Origin of the sequence: Saccharothrix luteola, assembly GCF_020859565.1 — a bacterium.
In the GTDB taxonomy this organism is placed as follows: Bacteria; Actinomycetota; Actinomycetes; order Mycobacteriales; family Pseudonocardiaceae; genus Actinosynnema; species Actinosynnema luteola.
Window position 1 is genome coordinate 46,883 of sequence record NZ_JAJHUO010000030.1, and the last position, 17,591, is coordinate 64,473.

Here is a 17,591-nt window from a genome sequence, read left to right on the forward strand (position 1 = left end):
GCACCCCACGCTCAGGCGGAGACGATGGCGCTGAGACCGTAATCCACCCGGTACATGACCAGCCTCAACGCACTCGACGCGCTTCGGGGTGCGGAGTCCCCCTCGCCGCCGCTGCGACCGTTGAGCCGCATGCCCACGCTCTCGCGCGCCGGCAGGTCGAACCCCTCGAAGAGGAACACCGGACGGCCTTCCTCCCGATCCGTGCGGAAGACGAGCCGGTCCTCGTTCCCGCCGAGCCCGATCGGCGCCACGAAGGCCGTGTAGCCCGCGCGGCAGGACGACCCGGTAGCGCGCGTAGGCCACCGGCGTGGCGAACTCCAGGCTGAACATGTCGGGGCGCCGGTCCCTCATCAACGGCGCGCACATGCCCGGCCACCGGTACTCCACCGCGAGCTCGACCTCGCTGCCGGCCTTCGGCGGCTCGGGCAGGTGCGCCACCAGGGCCAACCGCCCGTCCCGGAGCCAGGTCACCGTCGTGTCGGGGTCGGCCTGCGTGACGCCGTCCACCAGCAGCTGCCTGGTCCGGACGCGAACCCTGCGCCGGTGCTTCGCCGGCTGCGCCCAGCCACAGCCCTGGACCACGCGCACGACTCGCAGGTCCCTGAGCGCCTTGGCCCGGAAGCGGATCGTCTTGTGCACGTCGCCGTTGGGCTCGACCACGACGCTCTCGTCCCAGGTGGTGATCCCGTACGACGGCAAGAGGTCGTCGAGACCGGGTGTGGATCGATTCAGCACGCCGCCTCCCGCGAGAAATCGGCCACGCTCGGAAGTCGGATCCTACCGCTCGGTAGTCACGATTCGGGCCTGCCGCCCGCGATCGGGCCACTCGACCCCACGCCGCGGACCCCGCCCAGGAAGAAGATCGACTCGTCCGACGAGTGAACTGTCAACCGGGTGACGTGCGGAACGTTGTGCGCTTGCCGTACGTTGCCGTGCCGTGACCACTCTCCTGGGACGGTTCAAGCAGCGGATGCGTCGGTTCGCGCAGAAGCCCGGCTCCGCCGACCTCACGCCCTACCGGAAGCTGCTCGACGAGGTCAACGAGCAGGCCGAACGCGTGAAGAAGCTCAGCGACGAGGAACTGACCGCCGCGGCCGCCGCGCTGCGCGACAAGTCGGACTTCGGCCGCCCCGAGCTGGTGGAGGTGTGCGCGCTCGGCCGCGAGGCCGCCGACCGCGCGCTCGGCCTGCGCCCGTTCGACGTGCAGATCCTCGGCGCGCTCGGCCTCCTGGAGGGCCACGTGGTCGAGATGGCCACCGGTGAGGGCAAGACGCTCTCCGGCGCCATCGCCGCGGCCGGCTTCGCGCTGCGCGGCGACCAGGTGCACGTGGTCTCGGTCAACGACTACCTCGCCCAGCGCGACGCCGAGTGGATGGGTCCGCTCTACGACCTCATGGGCGTGAAGGTCGGCTGGATCAACCAGAGCTCCAAGCCCGAGGAGCGCCGCGCCGCCTACCAGGCCGAGGTCATGTATGCCTCGGTCTCGGAGATCGGCTTCGACGTGCTGCGCGACCGGCTGGCCACCGACGAGGGCAACCTGATCGTGCCCAAGCCGCGGGTCGCCCTCGTCGACGAGGCGGACTCGGTGCTGGTGGACGAGGCGCGCGTGCCGCTGGTCCTGGCGGGCTCCACGGCGGGCCCGGCGGTCGACCCGGCGCTGGCCGACCTGGTCAAGCGGCTGCGCCGCGACCTGCACTTCGAGATCGACGACGAAGAGCGCAACGTCTACCTCACCGGCGCGGGCAGCGAGCTGGTCGAACGGGCGCTCGGCGGCATCGACCTGTACTCCGACGAGCACGTCTCGACCACGCTGAGCAAGGTCAACGTGGCCCTGCACGCGCAGGTCCTGCTGCACCGCGACGTGGACTACATCGTCCGCGACGGCAAGGTGCACCTGATCAACGACACCCGCGGCCGGATCGCGAAGCTCCAGCGCTGGCCCGACGGCCTCCAGGCGGCGGTCGAGGCCAAGGAGAACGTGGCCACCACGGACGCGGGCGAGGTGCTGGACTCGATCACCGTCCAGGCGCTGCTCAGCCGCTACCCGACGGTCTGCGGCATGACCGGCACCGCGGTGGCCGTCGCGGAGCAGCTGCGCGACTTCTACCAGCTGGAAGTCCTGGTCATCCCGCCGAACGTGGAGACGATCCGGGAGGACGAGGCGCCCCGGCTGTACCTGACGCTGGAGCAGAAGGAAGCGGCCGTCGTCGCCGAGATCAAGGAGGTCCACGAGACGGGCCGCCCGATCCTGGTCGGCACGCTGGACGTGGCCGAGTCCGAGCGACTGTCGCGCAAGCTCGGCGAAGCGGGCCTGGAGTGCGTGGTCCTCAACGCGAAGAACGACGCCGAGGAAGCCGCGATCATCGCCGACGCGGGCTCGTACCAGCGGATCACCGTGTCGACCCAGATGGCGGGCCGCGGCACGGACATCCGGCTGGGCGGGCACGACTCGACCGACCGGGAGCGCATCGCCGAGCTCGGCGGCCTCTACGTGATCGGCACCGGCCGCCACTCCAGCAGCCGGCTGGACGACCAGCTGCGCGGTCGCGCGGGCCGCCAGGGCGACCCCGGCGGGTCGGTGTTCTTCTCCTCGTTGCAGGACGACCTGGTCACGCAGTACGTGCCCGACCACGACGAACCGGCCGAGGTCGACGACGACGGCCGCGTCACCGACTCCGGCACGCTGCACACCGTGGAGCACGCGCAGCGCGTCGCCGAGGGTGTGCACCTGGAGATCCACCGCAACACCTGGCGGTACAACAAGCTGATCGAGCACCAGCGCCAGCTGCTGCTGGAGTACCGGGACAAGCTGCTGCGCACCGACCTGGCGTGGACGGAGCTGTCCGAGCGCAAGCCGGACAAGGCCCACGAGATCAAGGACCTGGACGACGAGGTCAAGGTGACCGCGGCTCGGCTGATCGCGCTGCACCACCTCGACCAGCGGTGGAGCGACCACCTGACGTTCCTGACCGACCTGCGCGAGGGCATCCACCTGCGGGCGCTGGCGCGGCAGAACCCGCTCGACGAGTTCCACCGGGAGGCGATCCCGGCCTACCACAAGATCATCCCGGACGCGTGGGACGAGGCGGAGGAGACCTTCGCCAAGGTGGAGATCGACGCCGACGGCGCGCACCTCGCCGAGGCGGGCGTGCAGCGCCCGAACACCACCTGGACCTACCTGGTCAACGACAACCCGTTCTCCTCCGGCCTGGAGGAGACGTTCAAGGGCCTGGTCAAGCTGGTCCGGCGCCGCTGACCGCATCCGTGCGCGGGCCGGGAGTCAGGCCCGGCCCGCGCACGGCGCTCAGCGAACGGGCGCGGGGAACGGATCGGCCGCCACCCGCGGGGCCAGTCGGGGCCGCGGGGCCGCGGGGGGGGGGGGGCGCGCCCGCCCCCCCCCCCCCACGGCGCTCAGCGAACGGGCGCGGAGACCTTCTCGTCCGCGACCGGCGTCGCCTGTCGGGGCAGCTTGGCCGGTCTCGGCATCCGCTGCGCCACCGCCTGCTCGGTGAGGACGCGGATCTCCGCCAGGATGTCCAGGTGCTGCTGGGACGGTGGCGGACCGACGAGGTTCGAGTGGTCGAACGCGGTGCGTTCGGCACGGTGGGCCAGGTTCTGGATGCGCCGGATCAGGTCCCACTCCTGGTCAGTGCGCGTAGAGCGCCGTTGCTCAGTCACCCCGGAAGCAGACACCTCACGCCGGGTGAACGTAAATCACCTGGCAGTGCGAACTTCGCTGGGTCAACTCAGCTACCCCCGCCAGAGCCCCGGAAACGCACCGATCGTGGTACTCAAGGTTCCACCGCCGGGCGATCGGCCACGCCGTGCACGCGGGGACGTCCAGGACAGGGCCCTTCGAACGGTCGTGGCAGCCTGTTACAGCCTGGTTAAGCGCCGATCGACGTCACCTGTGCCAGTGAAAACTCCGATTACCGCCCTTGGTGACGCGGCGTCGTGCCAGCCCCCGGTGCGAGGGTCACTCGCAGGTGTGTCGCCGATGGCTCCGCACACCACATCCGCCCCGCCGGCCATGGGGTCCGGACCCATTTCGCGGCCCGGCCGCCCGTCTTACGGTGCCTCGGGTGAACATCGTCGTTCCACTGATCGCAGCGCTCCTCGCGACGACGGCGCAGGCCGTCCCCGCGTCCGCCGACGGGTGCGGGCCCCTGCGCGTTCCCGGTGCCGAGCACCAGGAACTGACCCACCTCGCCGACCTGTCCACCGCCGGTGGCCGCACCGATCCCGCCGACTGGGCCGGGCTGACCCCGGCGGGCCTGCCGGCGCCGACGCCCGTGCCGGGCACGCAGGTGGACGGCTACTTCCCCGACTCCTCGACCGGCAACACCAACCACGGCTGGGCGCACGACTCGCAGTTCGTGATCCGGCTGCCCGCCCGCTGGAACGGCGGCCTCGTCGTGGCGGGCTCACCCGGCGTGCGCGAGCAGTACGCCAACGACCGCGCGATCAGCGACTTCGTGCTGGCCCGCGGGTACGCGTTCGCGTCGACCGACAAGGGCAACACCGGCGTGGCCTTCCACCGGGACGGCAGGCGGCCGGGCGACGCGATCGCCGAGTGGAACCACCGGGTCACGCAGCTGACCCGGGCGGCGAAGGCCGTGGTGGCGCAGCGGTACTGCCGACCGCCGTCGCGGACCCTGGCCACCGGCATCTCCAACGGCGGCTACCTGGTGCGGTGGCAGCTGGAGAACCGCCCCGAGCTGTACGACGGCGGCGTGGACTGGGAGGGCACGCTGTGGACCGCCAAGGGCCCGAACCTGCTGACCTTCCTGCCGCCCGCGCTCAAGGGCTACGCCACCGGCGACAAGGCGGCGGTGGTGGCCGCCGGGTTCCCGGCCGAGTCGGAGTTCCTGTGGCAGTTCCACCACCAGTACTACTGGGACCTGACCCAGCGCATCTACCGCGAGGAGCTGGACCCCGCCTGGGACGGTGACGCGGAGGCCGGCACGCCGTTCTGCGCGCCCGGCACGCCGCTGTGCGACGCGGACTACGACTACGCCTCACGGCCGCAGGCGCAGCGCGCCGTCGAGCGGATCGCGTTGACCGGCAGGATCGGCAAGCCGCTGCTCACCCTGCACGGGACGTTGGACGTGCTGCTGCCGATCTCCCGCGACTCGGACGTCTACGCGGACATGGTGCGCCAGGCGGGCCGGAGCGCGCTGTTCCGCTACTACCGGATCGAGGGTGGCACGCACGTGGACTCGCTGTTCGACGCGTTCCCGGACCGGCTGCGGCCGTTGACGCCGTGCCACCGGTCGGCGTTCGCCGCGCTGGAGGGGTGGCTGTCGGGCACCCGACCGCCCGCGTCGACCACGGTCGCCCGCCCGGCGACCGTGAACGCTACGGAGTGCGCTCTGGCGTGACCTGGACCGTCCCGCCGCTCGGCGCGCACTGGGGGCAGCCGAGCGGCGGGACACCCCTGCGTCTTCAGACCCGAGGCCGCCCGGTCGTGCCGGCACGCCTCACGAGCCCAGCACCTTCATGAGCTTGAGCGCCAACTGGACTTCGAGCAACCGGTCCGGCGACTGCCAGTCGTCGCCCAGCAGGCTCGCCACCCGGTCCAGCCGCTGCACCACCGTGTTCACGTGGACGTGCAGCTCGTCCTTGGCGCGGCTGAGGTTCGCGCCGCACGCGAAGTACGCGGTCACCGTGCGGACCAGTTCGGTGCCGCGGCTGGAGTCGTAGTCCAGCAGGGGGCCGAGGGTGGAGCGGACGTACCCGGCGATGTCCGCCCGGTCGCCCAGCAGCACGCCGACGAAACCGAGGTCCGCGAGCGTGCCGCCGGTGCCCTTGCGCCCCAGCTGCAGCAACGCCTTCAGGCACCGCACGGCCTCGGCGTGCGCGGCGGCCACGCCTTCCGGGCCGTGCGCCGGACCGCCGGAGCCGACGGTCACCGGTAGGCCGACCGCCTTGCCGAGCACCCGTGCCGCGTCGTCCGCCGCGCACGCCAGGTCCGCGCCGGGCAGCACCAGCACCACGTGCTCACCGTGCACGCCCGCCAGGCCGCGGCACGACGAGGCGTGGTGCGCGGCGGCGGCGAGGAGCCGGTCACGCGGGCCGTCCGCGACCAGCACCACGTGGTCGGCGGCCAGCTCGACACCGACCCGGCGGGCGCGGGCGCGCAGCGCGACCGAGTCCACCGCGGCCGTCAGCAGGTCGGTGATCAGCTCGCCGCGCACCTTGTTCTCCGCCTCGGCGACCGTGCGGCGCAGCAGGAGCAGCAGGGCGGTGACGACGCCCGCGCGTTCGAACAGCCTGCGGTCGGCGTCGCCGAGGTCCGGGCGGTCGGTGAGCGTGATGCCGCCCAGCAGCTCGCGGCCCGCCAGCACGGCGCACACCCACGTGCCGTCCTGCGGGATGGCCCGGCCGCTGGCGCGGGAGGCGTTGACCGCCGCACGGGGCGTGAGCGCGCGGGTGGTGCCGATGCGGGCCAGCTCGACGCCGTCGTTGTCGTGCACCACGATCCCGCCGTCGAGCACCTTGGCCACGGCGGCGGCCACCTCGGGCACGTCCGCGCCGCGCAGCACCAGGTCGGTGAGCCGGTCGTGGGCGTCCTCGGCGCGGCGCATGGCGTCGTTGTGCGCGCGGATCGTCTCGCCCGCGGCCTTGGTCTCCTCCAGCAGGTGCGCGGTGTCCAGCGCGATGGCGGCGTGGTCGGCCAGCGAGGACAGCAGCGCCACCTCGTCGGGCGGGAACTGGCGCGGCGAGCGGTTGGCCGCGTAGAGCACGCCGATGACCCGGCGGTCGAGCTGGAGCGGCACGCCCAGGATCGCGACCAGGCCCTCGTCGCGCACGGCGGCGTCGATCGGGCCGGTGTGGTTGAACCGGTCGTCGGCGAAGTAGTCGGCGGTCACGTAGGGCCGCGCGGTCTGCGCCACCAGCCCGCCGAGCCCTTCGCCCATGCCGAGCCGGACCTGTTGGAACAGCGCGGAGATCGAGCCGTCGGTCACTCGCATGTAGGTGCCGCGGCCCGGTTCGTTCATGCTCAGGTAGGCGATGTCGGCGCCGAGCAGCAGCCGGGCGCGCCGCACGATCGACCGCAGCACGGCGTCCGGGTCGCGCACGCCGGCCAGGTCGTTCGCGGTGTCGAACAGCGCTTCCAGCTCGGCCTCACGCCGGCGGTGCGCGGTGAGCGTGCGACGGATCCGCAACGCCCACTCCGTGGCGCGGGCGATGTGGTCCAGCTGGTGGTCCGGCACACCCGCCGCGCGGGCCGCGGGGAGCACCGCCGCCAGCCGCTCGCTGCCCGCGTCGGTCGCGAGCAGGTCGAGCAACTCCAACAAGTGCTCCACCGCGTCCGCCTCGCTCATACCGTCATGCTCGCACTGAGGCTTGGTCAGCGTCGGTCCGGTTCAGGGAGCTGCCCTTCGTCTCCTTCGCCACCACCACGGCGATCACGGTCAGCACGCACATGCCGATCACGTACAGCACGATCGGGAACGAGCTGTCGTAGGCGGCGAGCAGGGCGGTCGCGATGAGCGGCGCCACGGCGCCCGCCCCGATCGACGCGAGCTGGTAGCCGATGGACGCGCCGGAGTAGCGCACCTTCGTGCCGAACAGCTCCGAGAAGAACGCGGCCTGCGGGCCGTACATCGCGCCGTGCAGGAACAGTCCGACGGTGACGGCCAGCGTCATCGGGAAGAACGACTTGGTGTCCAGCAACGCGAAGAACACGAACATCCACAACCCGATGCCGACCGCGCCGATCAGGTACGTGGTGCGGCGGCCGATCCGGTCCGACAGCGCGCCCCACATCGGGATCGTGACCAGGTGCACGAACGACGCGATCAGCACCGCGTTCAACCCCGCCGAGCGCGGCATCCCGAGCTCCGACGTGATGTAGACCAGGATGAACGCGGTGATCACGTAGTACGACACGTTCTCCGCCATGCGGGCGCCCATCGCGATCAGCACCTCGCGCCAGTGGTCGCGCACGACGGCCACGATCGGCGGCTTCTCCTTGAGCTTGCCCTCCTCGACCTTCTTCTGGGCTTCGAGGAACACCGGCGACTCCGACACGCTGAGCCTGATCCACAGCCCGATCAGGACGAGCACGCCGGACAGCAGGAACGGCACCCGCCAGCCCCACGACAGGAACGCCTCGTCGGTCTGCACGGCGGCCAGCACCGCGAGCACGGCGGTGGCCAGCAGGTTGCCCATCGGCACGCCCGCCTGCGGCCAGGACGCCCAGAACCCACGCCGTTCCGCGCTGCCGTGCTCGGACACGATGAGCACCGCGCCGCCCCACTCGCCGCCCAGCGCGAAGCCCTGGACCAACCGCAGCAACGTCAGCAGCAGCGGCGCGGCCACGCCGATCGCGGCGTAGGTGGGCAGCAGGCCCATGGCGAACGTCGCGCCGCCCATCAGCACCAGACTCAGCACGAGCAGCTTCTTGCGGCCGAGCTTGTCGCCGAAGTGGCCGAACACCAGGCCGCCGAGCGGACGGGCCAGGAAGCCGATCGCGTAGGTGAGGAAGGCGAGCATGGTGCCCACCAGCGGGTCGCTCTGCGGGAAGAACAGCTTGTTGAACACCAGGGCGGCGGCGGAGCCGTAGAGGAAGAAGTCGTACCACTCGATGGTCGTGCCGATGAGGCTGGCTATGACCACCTTGGCGAAGGACTTCTTCGGCTGCGGTGGGGCGGCGTTCGTCATGTCGGTCACCACTTCGTTGGGGAGGGGGGTGAACGGGGGCTACTGGGCGGTCCAGCCGCCGTCGATCGTGAACGACGAGCCGGTGACGTGACCGGAGTGCGCGCCGCACAGCCACAGCACGACGGAGGCCACCTCGGCCGGTTCGATGAGCTGCTTGATGGCGTGCCGGGTGAGCATCACGTCGGCGAGCACCTGCTCGGGTTCGATGCCGTGCGCCCGGGCCTGGTCGGCGACCTGGTTCTCCACCAGCGGCGTGCGCACGTAGCCGGGGCTGACGCAGTTGCTGGTCACGCCGTGCGGCGCGCCTTCCAGCGCGATGACCTTGCTCAGCCCTTCCAGGCCGTGCTTGGCGGTGACGTAGGCGGACTTGAACGCGCTGGCCCTGGTGCCGTGCACGCTGGAGATGTTGACCACCCGGCCCCAGCCGCGCTGGTACATGTGCGGCAGGACGTGCCGGGCGAGCAGGAACGGCGCGGTGACCATGACCCGCTGCAACAGCGCGAACCGGTCGGGCGGGAACTCGTGGATCGGCGCGACGTGCTGCAGGCCCGCGTTGTTGACCAGGATGTCGACCTCCGTGGGGAGGTCACGCGCGGGGTCGTCGACGGCGAGGTCGACCACGTGCTCGGTGCCGCCGGTCTCGCGGGCCGCGTCGGCGACCGAGTCGCCGTCGCGGTCGACGAGGTGCACCTTCGCCCCGGCTCGGGCGAGGGCGACCGCGCAGGCCCGTCCGATGCCGCTGCCGGCGCCGGTGACCAGGGCGGTTCGACCGGACAGGTCGTCGCTGTGACCGGGAACACTCGTCATGGCCCGAAACGCTAGGTGACCTGCGGTGCACCGGACATGTGACCGAGGCCCACAACCTTCCGGCGACGCATGTGTTTAGCCGACAGTTAGCGGGGAAATGATCCGGATGTCACATACGCCATGAAGCGAGCAGCCTCCGTATGTAGGCTGCTTTGGCCCGTTCGGGGGACGAACGACGTCTTGGGGGTTACGAAGTGTCACTTACGCCGATCTACGACGACCTGCTGCGCGAGTTCGAGGGGATCATCCTCGCCAGCGAGGCCGCAGAGGCGGTCCAGACCGCCGAGCCCGCCGCGGAGCAGGCCGAGGAGCCGACCCCGGACAAGGCCTGACCAGGACGTTCAGGACGTCGGAGCCCTCTTCGAGGCGATGAGGGCTTCGACGCCGTCCAGCAGCAGCCGCAGCCCGAACTCGAACTGGTCGCCCGCGTACGGCGAGACGCCCGCCCGCACGGCCGCGACCAGCGCCGGGTACGGCTCGAAGTCGACCAGCTCGGCGAGCACGGCGTCGCGGTCGCGCATCTCGTCGGCGCTCGGCTCCGGCGTGTCGAGGCCCAGCCTGGCCTGACCGCGCACGTAGGCGTCGACCGACTCGACCACCGCCATCTTCTCCGCCTCGCTCAGGCCGGTGCCCTCCAGCACGCGCAGCGCCGAGTCCATCCACTGCAGCAGGCCCGGTCCGGGCGCGGCCACCGTCGTGACCAGGTGCAGCACCCAGGGGTGCTTGCGGTAGCCCTCGTGGTCGTTGCGCGCCCACGCCTCCAGCTTGGCGCGCCAGTCGCCCGGCCAGTCGTCCGGCAGCGGGTCGTCGGCCCCGATCGAGTCCGCCATCAGGGCTTCCAGCTCCGCCTTGCCCGGCAGGTAGGTGTAGAGCGAGGCCGTGCCGACGCCCAGCTCGACGGCCACCCGGCGCATGGACAGCGCGGCCAGACCCTCGGTCTCCGCGATCCGGATCGCGGCGGCCACGATCCGGTCCATCGTCAGGCCGCGCCGAGGGCCGCGGGCGGGGCGGCGGGCGTCCTTCCACAGCAGTTCCAGCACTCGCCGCTGCGCGTCGTCCTTTGCGTCCATGGTGAAACTCAGTATACCGTTCGGAGTTGTACGAACGGTGTTCGAAGTTTTGGGGGACGACGTGGACGACACCGCGGACCGGGGGATGGAACGCGAACGGCGGACGTTGGCGGCGGCGACGCTGGCCAACGGGCCGACCGAGCTGATCGACTTCGTGCTGCCGCTGTGGGCGGGCGCGGCCATCGGGCTGAGCGCGACCGAGGTCGGCGTGCTGATGGCGGTGGAGATGGCCTTGTCGGTCCTCGTGCGGCCGCTGGCGGGCGTGCTGGCGGACCGGTGGGACCGACGGCACACCGCCGCGATCGGCGCGCTGCTCTACGCGCTGTCGTGCGCCGGGTACGCGGTGGCCCAGAGCGCACCGCTCGCGTACGGCGCGGCGGCGGTCGGTGGCGCGGGCGGCGCGCTGCTGTGGGTCGCCGTGCGCGCGATCGTCAGCGAACGGCTGGCCGAGGACACCGCGGTGTTCCCGCGCCTGCTCGCCGCGCAGGAGACGGGCTCGTGGGTGGCGTTCGTGGCGGGCATGGCGTTCGTCGGCTCGGTCGGGTACGCGGGGCTGTTCTGGGCGTGCGCGGCGGCGTGCGTGGCGGCGGCGGTGTTCCTGCTCGTCGCGCCGGGGCGGCGGGATCGCGGTGGCCAGGGCGTGGTGGCGGCCGGGCTGGGCGCGGTGGGCAAGCGGTTGCGGCCGATGCTGTTCGCCGTGGTGATGACCATGGCGGCGGAGGCGGCCGTCGGGTTGTTGCTGCTCCTGCACCTGCAACGCGGGTTCGACCTGGAGTTGCAGGAGGTGGCGTTCGTGTTCCTGCCCGGCGCGATCGCGATGAGCGCCGCCGCCGAGTACCTGCACCGGTACGTGCTGCGGTTCGGCAGGCGGTTGGTGCTGGTGTGCGCGTCGGTGGCCAGTTGCGCGTTCGCGGTCAGCCTCGCGTGGGCGCCGAACCCTTACGTGATCGCGGGGCTGTGGGTGCTCAGCGGGTTGGCGTGGGCGGCCGTGATGCCGGTGCAGCAGGCCGTGATCGCCGAGGCGGCCGACGGCCAGGTGGGGCGCGCCATGGGCGTGTACGAGGCGGCGTGCCTGGTGGGCGCGCTGATCGGCAGCCTGGTGGCGGGGTTCCTGTACGACGGCGCGCACTGGTGGGTGGCGTGCGTGGTCGCCGCCGGGATGATCCTCGCCGGCGCGGTCGTGGTGCCCAGGGCCGTGCGCCTGCTCGGTGTGCCGGACGTCCCGGTGACCGAACCCCGCTGATCGAGGACCGGTCTCCGACCGGACCCGTCGCCATCGGGTTGAGCGCGACCGAGGTGGGTGTGCTGGTCGCGGTCGTGGCGGCGTTCCCACTGGTCGCGCGGCCGGTCGCGCGCGTGCTGGTGGACCGGTGGTCGAGGCCCAGGAACGCGGACGGGGCGCCGGGGGGGGGGGCCCCGCGGCCCGCCCCGGGGTGCGGCCCGCGGGTGCGGGTGCCCGGCGGCCCGTCGGTGGAGCTACTTCGGTTGCGGCAGCAGGTCGGCGGGGACCGGCTCGTCCTTCTCCAGCGCGCCGAACAGGCGCAGCGCGTTGTCCCGGTCCCACTGCACGACCGAGCCCGCGCCCGGCACGGTCGGCGTGCCGCCCACCGGCACGGTCACCGTGTCCACTCCCCCGCCCATGGCGAACGCCATGCCCGCGAGGTGGTGCAGGTGGTCGTCGGAGTTCACCGAGATCGAGTCCGTGCCGGCGAACAGCAGCGGGAACGCCCTGAACGGGTTGGCCAGCGTGCCGAAGCTCGTCGCCTTGTCCGTCAGCGCGGCGAGGAACTTGCGCTGGTTCTCCACCCGCTGCAGGTCGGCCGTGGCGAACGCCCGCGAGCGGACGAAGCCCAGCGCCTGCGCACCGTCGAGTTCCTGGCAGCCCGGCTGGAGGTCCAGACCCGCCAACGGGTCCCGCATCGGCTCCTCGATGCACATGTCCACGCCGCCGACCGCGTCCACGATCCCGGCGAAACCGCCGAAGCCGATCTCCATGTAGTGGTCGACGTGGATGCCCGTGGCGCCCTCCACGGTCTGCACCAGCAGCGACGGCCCGCCGAACGCGAACGCCGCGTTGATCTTGTTCTTGCCGTTGCCCGGGATGTCCACATAGGAGTCGCGAGGGACACTCACCAAAGTGGACTTCCCGGAGCCCTCCGGGATGTGCAGCAGCATGATGGTGTCCGTGCGCCGACCGCCCGCGTCACCGGTGGAGAGCGTGGCCTTCTGCTCCTCGGTCAGGTCGTCGCGCGCGTCCGACCCGACGAGCAGCCAGTTGGTGCCCGGCGTGTCGGCGGGCCTGCCCTCGTAGTCGGTCAGCGCGTCGATGCGGCGCAGCGAACCGTCGACGTAGAACCACATGCCGACGCCGAGCGCCAGCAGCAGCACCAGGACGACCCCGATGATCCGCCCGATCCTCGGCTTGCGGCGCTTGGGTGCCGGACGTCGTCCGGCCTGCTGGTACGCGGCCTGCTGCCCGTACGCGCCCTGCGGCGGGCCCTGCGGCCTGCGCTGCCGCGGTTGCCCGCCCTGTCGGTATCCGCCTTGCTGATACCCGCCCTGCTGGTATCCGGCGCTCATCAAGCGACCCCGTCCGTGTGTCGGTCACTGCTCGCACCTAAAGACGCGGTGCGCGGCAAGAGGTTGCCCACCTTAGTGCCACGACCGGCAGCCTTCGCCCCGTGTTCCGACGCTCGGACGGGTTCATCGCGGTGCAGGTTGTCGGTCGTGGCACTACCGGTCGGGCGGCAGCACGAGCGCGGCCAGCAGGCGGTCCAGCTCGGCCTCCGGGTCGTCGGTCAGGCCGGTGTGCGCGGGCGAGGTCTGGACGATGGTGCTGCGCGGCGCGGTCAGCCAGCGGAAGCGCTGACCAGCGGAGGTGCGCGACACCGGACCCGCCGTCGGCACGCCGTCGCACGACAGGCCGAGGTGCTCCAGGGTGGCGCGCAACACCTCCACGTCGAGGAACGGGTCCAGCGCCAGCACCCGGCGCTCGTCGACGTGCACGCGGGCGCCGAGGAAGTCCAGGTCCTTGCAGTAGACGAGCACGCCGACGTTGACGAACTCGCCGCGCTCCTGCCTCGGCACGGCGCGCAGCAGCGCGTACTCAAACACGTGCGGCACGTGCGGCCTCCAGTGCGTCGACCCACGCGCGCGGCGCGGCCAGGCGGGCGGTGAAGAACGACTCGTACGCCTCGCGCACGGCGGCCGGTGTGCCGAACGCCTCGTCCTGCGCGAGCCACGCGTCGGGCACGAGCGCCAGCACCTCGCGCACCAGCTCGGGCGTGACGCGGGCGGTCAGCTCGGCGTCCACCTCGGCCAGGTCGCCCGCGAACGGCAGCATCAGGTGGTCGGCCGCGTCGAACCGGTAGGTGGCCGCCGGGAACCTCTCCGGCCGCCACGAGTGGTGGAAGTACAGCGACGCGCCGTGGTCGATCAGCCACAGCTCGCGGTGCCAGAGCAGCGTGTTCGGGTTGCGCCAGCTGCGGTCGACGTTGAGCGTGAGGGCGTCCAGCCACAGCAGCCGGGTCGCGGTCTCCGGGGACGGCTCGCGCACGAGCGGGTTGTAGTCGAACGAGCCGGGCAGGTAGTCCAACCCCAGGTTGAGCCCGCCGCTGGCCTTGAGCAGCTCCTGCACCTCCTGGTCCGGCTCGGCCCGGCCCAGCTCGGGGTCCAGGTCGACCAGCACGATCTCGGGCACCCGGAAGTCGAGGCGGCGGGCCAGCTCGCCGACCACGATCTCGGCGACGAGCGCTTTCACGCCCTGGCCCGCGCCGCGGAACTTGAGCACGTACATGCCCAGGTCGTCGGCCTCGACCAGGCCCGGGAGGGAGCCGCCCTCCCGGAAGGGCGTGACGTAGCGGGTGGCCGCGACCGTGCGCAGCCCGTTCGAGTGGGTCACGGTGCTAGTTTGCCGCTGCTCCGCTGACGGCGGCGAGGTCGCCTGGAAGTCGATCGACGCGACCTCGCGGGGCGGCGGCTCGTGGTGGCCCCGGTCAGGCAGCGGTGGTGGGAGTGTCCGCGCGGGCGGTGGCGGCGGTCAGGGCGGGGAGGTAGCCGGATTCCTGGCCCGCGCGGTTCGGGTGGTAGGAGCGGTCGACCGGCACCAGGACCAGGCCGTTCAGCCACGGCTCGTCGGCGCACACGCCGTGGTCGTCGAACGCCTCCCGCACGTCCGCGTACTCGAACCCGGCCGCCTTCGCCCGGTCGCCGGTCACCTCGGCCAGCACGTCCGCGGCCCGGTTCACCGCCGCCCGCTTCGGCCCGCTCATCAGGCACCACGTCTCGTGCGAGAACAACCGCGGGTAGCCCAGCACCACGACCTCGGCCGACGCGGACCTCCGGTCGGCCACCGCGCCGTACAGCGCGTCCAACTGGCCGGGCAGCTCGTCGCGGATGAACCCCTCGGCCACGTCGACCCGCCGCACGCACTCCTCGTCGCCGCGCAACGTGCACGTCGTCATGACGTCGCTGAACCCGGCGTCGTTGCCGCCCACCGTGATGGTGACGAGCGTGGCGTTCGGCGTGATCCGCTCCGCCTGCCTGGTCACCTCGTCGGTCTTGGCGCCCGAGCACGCGGCGAACACGAGCGTCGCGCCGTTGCGCTTCGCCCACAGGTTCGGGTACGCGTGCGGGCTCTGGCGGCAGTCGTCCGGCGCCTCGTCGCCCGCGCCGAGGCCCGCCGCGTAGGAGTCACCCAACGCGACGAGCTCCGGCGCGACCGGTGCGGGTGTGATGGCCATCAGCAGCGCGAGAGCGAGCATCTTCATGCACCGGTGCCTACCACTGTGGACAGTCGCGCCGGCCGAAGTTAACCCGTCGGGAGTTACCTCGTCAGGGCGACGCAGACCGGGATCGGCGCGGCGGACGTGCTCGTCAGCCGCAGCTTCCCGGTGCTCCGGTCCACCTCGAACGTGGTGATGGTGTCCGAGTTCTGGTTGGCCGCCAGCAGGAACCGGCCGGACGCGTCGAGCGCGATGTGCCGGGGGAACTTCCCGCCCACCGGCGTCGCCTCGACCAGCCGCAGCGCCGCGCCGCCGCGTTCGACCGCGAACACGGCCACGCTGTCGTGACCCCGGTTGGACAGGTAGGCGAACCGCCCGTCCGGCGACACCACGATCTCCGCCGGGTAGTTGCGCGGCGTGGTCGGCGCGCCGGCGGGCAGCGTGCTCACCTTCTGGCCCGGCGTGAGCACGCCCCGGTCGTAGCCCGCGACCACGATCGTGGAGTCGAGCTCGTTGGCGATGTAGGCGTGCTTGCCCGACGGGTGGAACGCCAGGTGCCGCGGCCCCGCCCCGGCGTGCACGCGCGCCGTGGCGGCCGAGGTCAGCTTGCCCTCGCGGCTGAGCCGGTAGCTGTAGACCGAATCGGTGCCCAAGTCGACCGCCAGCACGAACTCGCCCGTCGGGTCGGCCAGCACCTGGTGGGCGTGCGGCCCCTCCTGCCGGTCCGGGTCCGGTCCCGCGCCGGAGTGCACGACGAGGTCCGTGCGCTCGCCCAACCCGCCCTCGGGCAGCACGGGGTGCACGGCCACGCTGCCCGAGCTGTAGTTGGCCGACAGCAGGAAGCCCTGGTGCAGCGCCAGGTGGCACGGGTCCGCGCCGCCGGTGCTGCGACTGCCGACCACCTTCGGCACGCCGTCCGGGCCGACCGCCAGCGCGGTCACCTCGCCGTCGGCCTTCTCGTTGACCGCGTACACCCAGCGGCCCGCGTCGATCACGAACGACGGGTTCGGCACGTCCGGCACCACGCCGGTCACGCGCAGCCGCCCCGTCCCCGGGTCGTACGCGCCGAGCCCGAGGCCCGTGCCACCGCCCGCCCAGGACGTGTAGGTGCCCAGGTAGGCGCGGATCTCCGCCCGCCCCCCGGACTCGTCCGCTCGCGCGACACCCTCGGTCATCAGCAACCCCGTTCCCACGCCAACGGCCCCCAGGAACCGCCGCCTGTCCAGACCCACACCGAACCTCCGCTCGACCGCCCGCGGCGGTTCCCACAGTGGCTTGGACCACTGTGAACAAGCAAGAGGCGCGCCGAAGATCGCGACTAGCGCAACGGGTCGGCTTCCCGGAGCCGTGCCAACTCGACGGCCGGATCGTACGAGGGTTGCGGGTAGGCGGGCGCCAGGTCGCGCAGCGCCTCCAGCAGCAGCCGCGCCACCACCCAGTTCCGGTACCACTTGCGGTCCGACGGCACGACGTGCCAGGGCGCGACCCGCGTCGAGCACTTGACCAGCGCGTCGGAGTAGGCCACCTGGTAGCGGGAGAACTTGGCCCGCACCTCCAGGTCGCCGGGGTTGTACTTCCAGCGCTTGAGCGGGTCCTCCAGCCGGGCGATCAGCCGTTCGCGCTGCCGTTCCGGGGAGATGTGCAGGAAGCACTTGACCGCGGTCACGCCCTGCTCTGCCAGCTCCGCCTCGAACGCGTTGATCTGCCGGTACCGGCGCCGCCACTCGGTCGACGGCACGAGGTTGTCCACCCGGGCGACCAGCACGTCCTCGTAGTGCGAGCGGTCGAAGACGCCGATGTAGCCCGGCTGCGGCACCTGGCGGCGGATGCGCCAGAGGAAGTCGTGCCGCAACTCGGTCCGGGTCGGCTTCTTGAACGACGCGATGTGCAGGCCCTGCGGGTTGACCAGGCCCGCGACGTGCCGGATCGTGCCGCCCTTGCCGGAGGTGTCCATGCCCTGGAGCACCAGCAGCACCCGCCGGTGGCCGCCGCCCGTGCCCTCGGCGTACAGCGCCTCCTGGAGCCGGTCCAGCTCCCGGCCGATCACCGCCATGTCCGCGGTGGCCTCCGCCTTCGACCGCGGCCCGACCGGCGTCGCGGCCGGGTCGACCTTGGCCAGGTCGAAGTCGTCCGGGTCCACCCGGAAGGCGTCGGATATCGACTGGACCTGCGTGGACTTGTCGGCCATCGTCGGAGGGTAACCCGCCGATCATGGGCTTACCCATCACACAACGAATCACCGCGAAACACGTCGATTGCGCAATGAACATGGCGGATGCGCAACGCCTGACGGATGAATTCGCTGGCGCAGGCCCCTTAG

The 17,591-nt window shown here is 72.0% G+C and carries 16 protein-coding genes; 4 read left to right on the top strand and 12 right to left on the bottom strand.

From position 1 onward, the window contains the following. Positions 1–11 precede the first annotated feature (11 nt). A complete protein-coding gene (locus tag LNK82_RS35545) occupies positions 12–251 on the bottom strand; it encodes a hypothetical protein (protein WP_230571318.1) in 240 nt (79 codons plus the stop codon). A gap of 686 nt (positions 252–937) precedes the next feature. On the opposite strand from LNK82_RS35545, the gene secA2 reads away from it, so the two are divergent. After that, complete coding sequence (gene secA2, locus LNK82_RS35550) at positions 938–3,256, top strand: accessory Sec system translocase SecA2 (protein ID WP_230571319.1); 2,319 nt, start codon at positions 938–940, stop codon at positions 3,254–3,256. 155 nt (positions 3,257–3,411) lie between these two features. Here secA2 and LNK82_RS35555 read toward each other — a convergent pair whose 3' ends face one another. Next, positions 3,412–3,678, bottom strand: coding sequence for a hypothetical protein (locus LNK82_RS35555; protein ID WP_230571320.1), 267 nt, complete (start codon positions 3,676–3,678; stop codon positions 3,412–3,414). Positions 3,679–4,073: 395 nt separating this feature from the next. Here LNK82_RS35555 and LNK82_RS35560 point away from each other — a divergent pair, with 395 nt between their 5' ends. Continuing rightward, positions 4,074–5,381, top strand: coding sequence for a tannase/feruloyl esterase family alpha/beta hydrolase (locus LNK82_RS35560; RefSeq protein ID WP_372470731.1), 1,308 nt, complete (start codon positions 4,074–4,076; stop codon positions 5,379–5,381). Between the two features lie 99 nt (positions 5,382–5,480). Here LNK82_RS35560 and LNK82_RS35565 read toward each other — a convergent pair whose 3' ends face one another. From LNK82_RS35565 to LNK82_RS35575, 3 genes are read right to left on the bottom strand one after another with little or no spacing between them, the layout of a single operon-like run. Continuing rightward, complete coding sequence (locus LNK82_RS35565) at positions 5,481–7,328, bottom strand: helix-turn-helix domain-containing protein (protein WP_230571321.1); 1,848 nt, start codon at positions 7,326–7,328, stop codon at positions 5,481–5,483. A gap of 4 nt (positions 7,329–7,332) precedes the next feature. Beyond that, positions 7,333–8,670: an MFS transporter gene (locus LNK82_RS35570; RefSeq protein ID WP_230571322.1), complete on the bottom strand. Its 1,338-nt coding sequence runs from the start codon at positions 8,668–8,670 to the stop codon at positions 7,333–7,335. Between the two features lie 39 nt (positions 8,671–8,709). Further along, positions 8,710–9,477, bottom strand: coding sequence for a 3-hydroxybutyrate dehydrogenase (locus LNK82_RS35575; RefSeq protein ID WP_230571323.1), 768 nt, complete (start codon positions 9,475–9,477; stop codon positions 8,710–8,712). Between the two features lie 194 nt (positions 9,478–9,671). Between LNK82_RS35575 and LNK82_RS35580 the strand changes: the two genes are divergently transcribed. Continuing rightward, on the top strand, positions 9,672–9,809 hold the full coding sequence (locus LNK82_RS35580; RefSeq protein ID WP_230571324.1) for a hypothetical protein: 138 nt from the start codon (positions 9,672–9,674) through the stop codon (positions 9,807–9,809). A gap of 9 nt (positions 9,810–9,818) precedes the next feature. Here the strand turns inward: LNK82_RS35580 and LNK82_RS35585 are convergent, their stop codons facing one another. After that, complete coding sequence (locus LNK82_RS35585; protein WP_230571325.1) at positions 9,819–10,547, bottom strand: TetR/AcrR family transcriptional regulator; 729 nt, start codon at positions 10,545–10,547, stop codon at positions 9,819–9,821. Positions 10,548–10,584: 37 nt separating this feature from the next. On the opposite strand from LNK82_RS35585, the gene LNK82_RS35590 reads away from it, so the two are divergent. Continuing rightward, positions 10,585–11,790, top strand: a complete 1,206-nt coding sequence (locus tag LNK82_RS35590) for an MFS transporter (RefSeq protein WP_230571326.1) — start codon at positions 10,585–10,587, stop codon at positions 11,788–11,790. 233 nt (positions 11,791–12,023) lie between these two features. Here LNK82_RS35590 and LNK82_RS35595 read toward each other — a convergent pair whose 3' ends face one another. The 6 genes from LNK82_RS35595 to LNK82_RS35620 form a co-directional block, all read right to left on the bottom strand. After that, entirely contained in the window at positions 12,024–13,127 is a 1,104-nt protein-coding gene (locus tag LNK82_RS35595) for an LCP family protein (protein ID WP_230571327.1), read from the bottom strand. A 153-nt stretch (positions 13,128–13,280) separates the two neighbouring features. Next, a complete protein-coding gene (locus tag LNK82_RS35600) occupies positions 13,281–13,670 on the bottom strand; it encodes a DUF3037 domain-containing protein (RefSeq protein ID WP_230571328.1) in 390 nt (129 codons plus the stop codon). Further along, on the bottom strand, positions 13,654–14,448 hold the full coding sequence (locus tag LNK82_RS35605; protein WP_230571329.1) for a HipA family kinase: 795 nt from the start codon (positions 14,446–14,448) through the stop codon (positions 13,654–13,656). Before LNK82_RS35605 ends, LNK82_RS35600 begins: the two co-directional genes overlap by 17 nt. Before the next feature lie 94 nt (positions 14,449–14,542). After that, positions 14,543–15,316, bottom strand: coding sequence for an SGNH/GDSL hydrolase family protein (locus LNK82_RS35610; protein ID WP_230571330.1), 774 nt, complete (start codon positions 15,314–15,316; stop codon positions 14,543–14,545). A 56-nt stretch (positions 15,317–15,372) separates the two neighbouring features. Next, on the bottom strand, positions 15,373–16,446 hold the full coding sequence (locus LNK82_RS35615) for a lactonase family protein (RefSeq protein ID WP_230571331.1): 1,074 nt from the start codon (positions 16,444–16,446) through the stop codon (positions 15,373–15,375). Positions 16,447–16,589: 143 nt separating this feature from the next. Further along, the gene (locus LNK82_RS35620) at positions 16,590–17,459 is read right to left on the bottom strand and encodes a PPK2 family polyphosphate kinase (RefSeq protein WP_230571332.1); all 870 of its coding nucleotides are present in this window, start codon (positions 17,457–17,459) and stop codon (positions 16,590–16,592) included. Positions 17,460–17,591: the final 132 nt, after the last annotated feature.

Coding starts and splice junctions, on each gene's coding strand:
- LNK82_RS35575 (WP_230571323.1), bottom strand. CDS start 9,477: ATGACGAGTGTTCCCGGTCACAGCGACGACCTGTCCGGTCGAACCGCC.
- LNK82_RS35620 (WP_230571332.1), bottom strand. CDS start 17,459: ATGGCCGACAAGTCCACGCAGGTCCAGTCGATATCCGACGCCTTCCGG.
- LNK82_RS35570 (WP_230571322.1), bottom strand. CDS start 8,670: ATGACGAACGCCGCCCCACCGCAGCCGAAGAAGTCCTTCGCCAAGGTG.
- LNK82_RS35565 (WP_230571321.1), bottom strand. CDS start 7,328: ATGAGCGAGGCGGACGCGGTGGAGCACTTGTTGGAGTTGCTCGACCTG.
- LNK82_RS35585 (WP_230571325.1), bottom strand. CDS start 10,547: ATGGACGCAAAGGACGACGCGCAGCGGCGAGTGCTGGAACTGCTGTGG.
- LNK82_RS35615 (WP_230571331.1), bottom strand. CDS start 16,446: ATGACCGAGGGTGTCGCGCGAGCGGACGAGTCCGGGGGGCGGGCGGAG.
- LNK82_RS35610 (WP_230571330.1), bottom strand. CDS start 15,316: ATGAAGATGCTCGCTCTCGCGCTGCTGATGGCCATCACACCCGCACCG.
- LNK82_RS35595 (WP_230571327.1), bottom strand. CDS start 13,127: ATGAGCGCCGGATACCAGCAGGGCGGGTATCAGCAAGGCGGATACCGA.